This is a genomic window from Flavobacterium sp. (assembly GCF_043756175.1).
GTDB lineage: Bacteria > Bacteroidota > Bacteroidia > Flavobacteriales > Flavobacteriaceae > Flavobacterium.
Window position 1 is genome coordinate 1 of record NZ_JAYURN010000006.1, and the last position, 6,804, is coordinate 6,804.

The following is a 6,804-nucleotide window of genomic DNA, read 5'->3' on the forward strand; positions in this document are numbered from 1 at the left end:
GATCCAGGAATGAATACGTTGTACAAATCGATAATGGATAAAATTGTCGAAAAAACAGATTCAGATTTAAAATCGACTTTCAAAATAACTCGTGAAATGAGCGAGAAAATTTTTGTAATTCCTCCACACAGAACACGTTATTTGTCTGAAATTGCAGAGAATAATCGTAAATACGATGTAACTGCAAAAACGCAACAAGAAGTGGCTCAGAAATTATACGGAATTTATAAAACTATCGAATCGGTTTCTGGTAAATTACCAATTATTACAAAATCTGGTATCGACGACAGTTCTGTTTTGACTTCTGCAATTGAAAGTGAAAAGAATGCTGAAAACAGAATATTTCTTAATTTACTTCTCAATCAGTTTGATAAAGTAAAAATGGATTTAGATGCTTACAACTGGGAAGTAATTCTTACTTGGGAAGAGAAAGTTAATAAATATAAAAACCCTTTTTACACTTTCAAAGTTCGTGATAAGGAGATAAAAATTGCCACACATACCGAAAGTTTATCACATTCTCAGATTCCAAAAATCTCACTTCCTAAATACCAAGCTTGGGGTGATATTTTAAAATGGAATTTACAAGAAAATGTACCTGGAGAATTTCCTTTTGCATCTGGATTGTATCCATTCAAACGAGAAGGAGAAGATCCATCTCGAATGTTTGCGGGTGAAGGAGGACCAGAAAGAACCAACAAACGTTTCCATTATGTTTCTGCAGGATTGCCAGCAAAAAGGCTTTCTACCGCTTTTGACTCGGTAACTTTATACGGAAACGATCCGCATGTTCGTCCTGATATTTACGGAAAAATTGGTAATGCGGGAGTTTCTATTTGTTGTTTAGATGATGCTAAAAAACTGTATTCAGGTTTCGATTTGGTGCATGCCATGACCTCAGTTTCTATGACAATAAATGGACCAGCTCCTATGTTATTAGGTTTCTTCATGAATGCCGCTATCGACCAACAATGCGAATTTTACATCAAAGAAAATAATCTTGAAGTTGAAGTTCAAGAAAAAATAAACGAAATTTATAAGAAAAAAGGAATCACAAGACCAAGTTACCAAGGAGAAATTCCTGCTGGAAATGATGGTTTGGGATTGATGCTTTTAGGTGTTACTGGCGATCAGGTTTTGCCAGCTGACGTTTATAATGACATTAAAATAAGAACTTTATCTCAAGTTCGAGGAACAGTTCAAGCTGATATTCTTAAAGAAGACCAAGCACAAAATACTTGTATTTTCTCGACCGAATTTGCCTTGAGATTAATGGGTGACGTACAGGAATATTTCATCAAAGAAAATGTTAGAAATTTTTATTCGGTTTCTATTTCGGGTTATCATATTGCCGAAGCAGGTTCTAATCCTATCACGCAATTGGCATTTACACTTTCTAATGGTTTCACTTACGTGGAATATTATTTGAGTCGTGGCATGAATATTAATGATTTTGGACCAAACTTATCATTCTTTTTCTCAAATGGAATCGATCCGGAATATGCCGTTATTGGTCGTGTGGCTCGTAAAATTTGGGCGAAAGCCATGAAAAACAAATACGGAGCCAACGAGAGAGCTCAAATGTTAAAATATCATATTCAAACATCGGGTCGTTCGCTTCACGCACAAGAAATAGATTTCAATGATATTCGTACAACATTACAAGCGTTGTATGCGATTTATGATAACTGTAATTCGTTACATACCAATGCTTATGATGAAGCGATTACAACTCCAACGGAAGAATCTGTACGTCGTGCGATGGCCATTCAGTTGATTATTAATAAAGAATTAGGATTAGCTAAAAACGAAAACCCGATTCAAGGCTCATTTATTATCGAGGAATTAACCGATTTAGTTGAAGATGCTGTTTTAGCTGAATTTGACCGAATTACTGAGCGTGGTGGCGTTCTTGGTGCTATGGAAACCATGTACCAACGTTCGAAAATTCAAGAAGAAAGTTTGTATTACGAAACCTTGAAACATACTGGAGAATTCCCAATTATTGGTGTAAATACTTTCTTGAGTTCTAAAGGTTCTCCAACAGTAATTCCAGCCGAAGTAATTCGTGCTACTGAAGAAGAAAAACAATATCAAATCGATATGTTGACTAATTTGCACAAAGGAAGTGCTAATAAAGTAGAAGAGCATCTGAATATATTGCAAGAAGCTGCTATCAAAAATGAGAACTTATTTGCACACTTAATGGAAGCTACAAAAGTTTGTTCGTTAGGACAAATCACTAGTGCATTGTTTGAAGTTGGTGGACAATATAGAAGGAATATGTAATAAATTAATATCTTTATAAAGAATTAAGAACGAAAAAAAGAATTATGTCACAATTTATTACTTTAAACACTATAATTGGTAATGGAAAATCTTATCAAGTTCCTATTTTTCAAAGAGATTACTCTTGGGATAGGGATGACTGGGAAGATTTATGGAATGATATCCAAGAAATTCCAAATGATAAAACCCATTATTTAGGTTATTTAGTATTGCAACCAATCCAAGAAGGAAAAGAATCATATTGGGTAATAGATGGGCAACAAAGGCTTACTACTTTATCTATATTAGTTTTGGCTGTTACTGCACTTTTAGATAAATGGTCAGATGAAAATATTGATAATGAAAATAATAAAATAAGAAAAGAAAAGATAACCGAACGTTATTTAGGAAATTATTCATTATCAAAATTAAATTTAGATCCAAAATTAAAATTAAATCGAAATAATGATGATTATTATAAAAGTTGGTTATTAAAATTAAGACAACCAACAACATTAGCTAAATTAAAGCCTTCTCAAAAATTGTTGCAAAAAGCATTTAATTATTTTCTAAATGAACTTAATACAAAGTTTAATGAGAACAAATCAGGATCAGATTTAGCTGAATTTCTTGAAAACATAATTGGTAACGGTATAATCTTTACTCAAATTGTAGTTACGAATGATTTAGATGCATTTAAAGTTTTTGAAACTCTTAATGCTAGGGGAGTAAAACTTTCAACAGCTGATTTGCTAAAAAATTATTTATTTAAGTTAACTCATCAACTTAGTAATATTGATTTAGAAGAAGCAGAAAGAAGATGGCAACATATTACCGACACAATTCGTTCTAACGATTTAACAACATTTATTAGACATTATTGGAATAGCAAATATAAGCTAGAGCGTCAACCTACATTGTTTAAAGCAATAAAAAGAGAAGTGAACTCTCCAGAAAAAGCTTTTGAGTTTTTAAATGATTTAGAAAATAGTAGTCAGTTTTATACAGCTTTTAATAATTCAAATGATGAAATTTGGGATATAGAAGAAAAAAAATCATTAAAAGTATTAGATTTATTAAATGTTACCACTTGTTATTCTTTTATGATTTCTGCTTTAAATAATTTGCCAAGAAATGAGTTTAAAGTTTTAGTACGTGAATTAGCTAATATTACTTTTAGGTATAATTTAAGTGATTTAAATCCAAATGAAGCTGAAAGAGTTTTTAGTAAAGTTGCGAATGATATTTCTAATAAAAACGTTACTAATGCAAAAGATGCAATAATTTCATTGAAGAATTTATATGTTTCCGATGATAATTTTGAACAAGCTTTTTCAACTGTGGTAATTAACACTAGAAGGAAGAAAGAGCTCGCAAAGTATATTTTGGTAAAAATAGAAAATCAAATTTCAAATAAAGATTATCAACCTGAAGACGCAGTTTCAACAATTGAACATATTTTGCCTGAAAACCCAGGAAGTAATTGGGATGAAGTTTTTCCTGTAGACATTCAAGATGATTATATTTATCGTTTAGGAAATTATAGTTTATTGGAAGCTAGTATTAATAATAAGTTAGGTAATAATTTGTTGTTTTCTGAGAAGTTAGAAAAGTATAAAACTTCAAGTTATAAATTGAGTAATGAATATTGTAACTATGAAAAGTTTACTCCAAAAGAAATAGCATTAAGACAAGATAAAATAGCAAAAATAGCTAAAGGTATATGGAAAAGTGCATACATTCAATCACTTATTTAATTTACAAAAAAACTTCTATAATGAGCAATCTTAAAACCTTTCAGAAATGAAAGGTTTTTCTTTTTTTATCAAAAAAACAAACTTTGGCACAGTTAATGAACAGTATTAAATAACATTAATCATTAAACCAGAAATCATGAGAAATAAAATTATTTTATTGCTAGCTTTAATCAGTATGATAGCGCTACAAAGTTGTACAGTAAATGAAACGCCAGTAGTTCAAACGCCGGTAGATAACGATACTATTAGTGAAGTTCTTGAATATACAGTTTCTTTCAATTCAGGAAATAATTATAAAAAGCTAATCACTTTCAATCGACCTATTTATACTTCGGATATGGTTTTGGTATATCACTTGTATGATGTTGTGAATGGTGCCGATGTTTGGAGACAAATGCCACAAACCTATTATTTAGGAGCAAGTGGTGAGTTGGATTATAACTTCGACTTTACAAATTACGATGTTAATATTTTTCTTGGTGCCAATTTCGATTTGAATACATTGTCATCAGATTGGACACAAAATCAAACTTTTAGAATCGTAATTGTACCAGGATATTTTGGTAATAAAACATCAAATAGTGTAGATTTTAAGGATTATAGTGCAGTTGTAAAAACGTACAATCTTGATGATTCGAAAATAATAAAAAATAGAAATTAGTTTAGTTTATAAGTTTGGTCAAAAAGAGATTGTGTAATGCAATCTCTTTTTTTATGAGATTTATTTACTGAAATAGTACATTTGTAAAAATGGATTTATGAATTTTCGACTGATATTATTTTGTCTTTTAATTTCTGTAGAAGGAATATCGCAAACTTTAGGTTGTACAGATGTTTTGGCGAAGAATTATAATTCTAAAGCTACAATTAATGATGGAAGCTGTGTTTACAAAAATGCAACAATCAATCTTACTTCTTCTTTTTCATTAAATGAAATATTAAAAGAAACTTCGGGACTCATACATTGGAATAATAGACTCTGGACGCACAACGATGATACAGATACAAATTTGTACGCGTTAGATACTATAAATGGGGAGATTCTAGAAACTTATAATTTGCCAAATATTACGAATACTGATTGGGAAGAAATATCACATGATGAAAATTATTTATACATAGGCGATTTCGGTAATAATGCATCGGGAAATCGAAGAGATTTACATATTTTACGAATAGAAAAAAACTCATTATTAGCGAAAAATCCAGCAATAGATAAAATTGAATTTCGGTATTCAAATCAAACTAATTTTACCAGACAGTTTGCCAACAAAACTAATTTTGACTGTGAAGCTTTTGTAGTCACCCAGGATAGTATTTATCTTTTTACTAAAGAATGGAAAAGTAAGCAAACCACAATTTATTCATTACCAAAAACACCAGGAAAGTATGTTGCACAACAAAAAGAAGTTTATAATATTAAAGGTTTAGTGACTGGAGCAACTTATTTAAATTCAAAAAATATTTTAGCGTTTTGCGGATATACTAGAAATGGAAAACCATTTGTCAATTTGTTTTATGATTTTAAAGAAAATAATTTTTTTGAAGGCAATAAAAGAAAAATAAAACTAAAAACTCGCTTTTTACAAATAGAAGGAATCTCTACGAATGATGGATTGCATTATTATATAACAAACGAACATCTGAAGTTTGTATTGGCTAATAACCCGCAAGAAATGCATGTTTTAGATTTTAGTAAATATTTGAAAACGTTTATTGATTCAAATAATCAAAAAAATTAATCATTTAGTTCGGTTTCGCCTCCCATTTTTAACGAGACTAAAATCCCAACCAATAACGAAACAGCTATAAATCCTAAGGATGCCCATTCGGGAATTTCAATATAATCATGCAATAGCATTTTTAGACCTACAAAACTCAAAATAGCAATCAAACTATACTCTAAATAACTAAATTTTTCTAGCATATTAGCCAAGAAGAAATACATAGAACGCAAACCTAGGATAGCAAAAATATTAGAACTAAATACAAGAAAAGGATCGGAAGTAATCGCTAAAATCGCAGGAACACTATCTACAGCAAACAAAACATCCATCACTTCAATTACTATTAAAGCTACAAAAAGAGGCGTGGCAAAATTTTTATTATTAATTTTAATAAAAAAATGTTCTTTATGACTTTCATGAGTAATAGGAATTAATTTTCCAATTGTTTTATAAACGAATGAGTGCTTAGGATCAAAATCTTCCTCGTCCTTAGAGAATAACATTTTTAGAGCTGTAAATAATAAAAACGCTCCAAAAAGATAGGTTGTCCAGCTAAATTTATTAATCAAAATAACTCCAAAAGAAATCATTAAACCTCTGAAAAAGATAGCGCCAAGAATTCCCCAAAATAAAACCCTGTGTTGGTATTTTTGTGGTATTTTGAATGAAGTAAAAATAATTGCGATTACAAAAATATTATCTACGCTTAATGACAATTCGATTAAATATCCTGTTATAAATTTTAAAGCAGCGCCAGTTTGGGTTAGATTATTCGGATTTGCAATATAATCAGTTCCGTATAACCAATAAATAATACCCGAAAATGCAAAAGACAACGAAACCCAAATTGCAGTCCATTTGCTGGCTTCTTTAGTACTTATAATATGAGGCGTTTTGTTAAAAACTCCTAAATCAAGTGCTAAAATCACCAAAACCATTGCGAAAAATAAAATCCAAACTATCATATTGTTCGATTAAAAATTACGAATTAAAAATTAAAAATCTCAAAAAAATTGAGCTTTAAAATAATGATAATCCTTGATGCAAATATA

General features: G+C 30.2%; 5 protein-coding genes. 4 read left to right on the forward strand and 1 reads right to left on the reverse strand.

Translation table 11 applies throughout. The features are described 5' to 3' along the window. From ACH2BP_RS00235 to ACH2BP_RS00250, 4 genes are all read left to right on the forward strand, one after another. Positions 1-2,289: methylmalonyl-CoA mutase family protein (locus tag ACH2BP_RS00235; protein ID WP_395055854.1), on the forward strand; the 2,289-nt coding region annotated here is incomplete at its 5' end. A gap of 44 nt (positions 2,290-2,333) precedes the next feature. After that, a complete protein-coding gene (locus ACH2BP_RS00240; protein WP_395055856.1) occupies positions 2,334-4,025 on the forward strand; it encodes a DUF262 domain-containing protein in 1,692 nt (563 codons plus the stop codon). Between the two features lie 136 nt (positions 4,026-4,161). Continuing rightward, positions 4,162-4,686 (forward strand): hypothetical protein, encoded by a 525-nt coding sequence (locus ACH2BP_RS00245; protein ID WP_395055858.1) that lies wholly within the window; start codon positions 4,162-4,164, stop codon positions 4,684-4,686. A 97-nt stretch (positions 4,687-4,783) separates the two neighbouring features. Next, positions 4,784-5,767 (forward strand): T9SS C-terminal target domain-containing protein, encoded by a 984-nt coding sequence (locus ACH2BP_RS00250; RefSeq protein WP_395055860.1) that lies wholly within the window; start codon positions 4,784-4,786, stop codon positions 5,765-5,767. Here ACH2BP_RS00250 and ACH2BP_RS00255 read toward each other — a convergent pair. Next, positions 5,764-6,717: a TerC family protein gene (locus ACH2BP_RS00255; RefSeq protein ID WP_395055862.1), complete on the reverse strand. Its 954-nt coding sequence runs from the start codon at positions 6,715-6,717 to the stop codon at positions 5,764-5,766. The two genes, ACH2BP_RS00250 and ACH2BP_RS00255, sit on opposite strands and share 4 nt — an antisense overlap. Positions 6,718-6,804 lie beyond the last annotated feature (87 nt).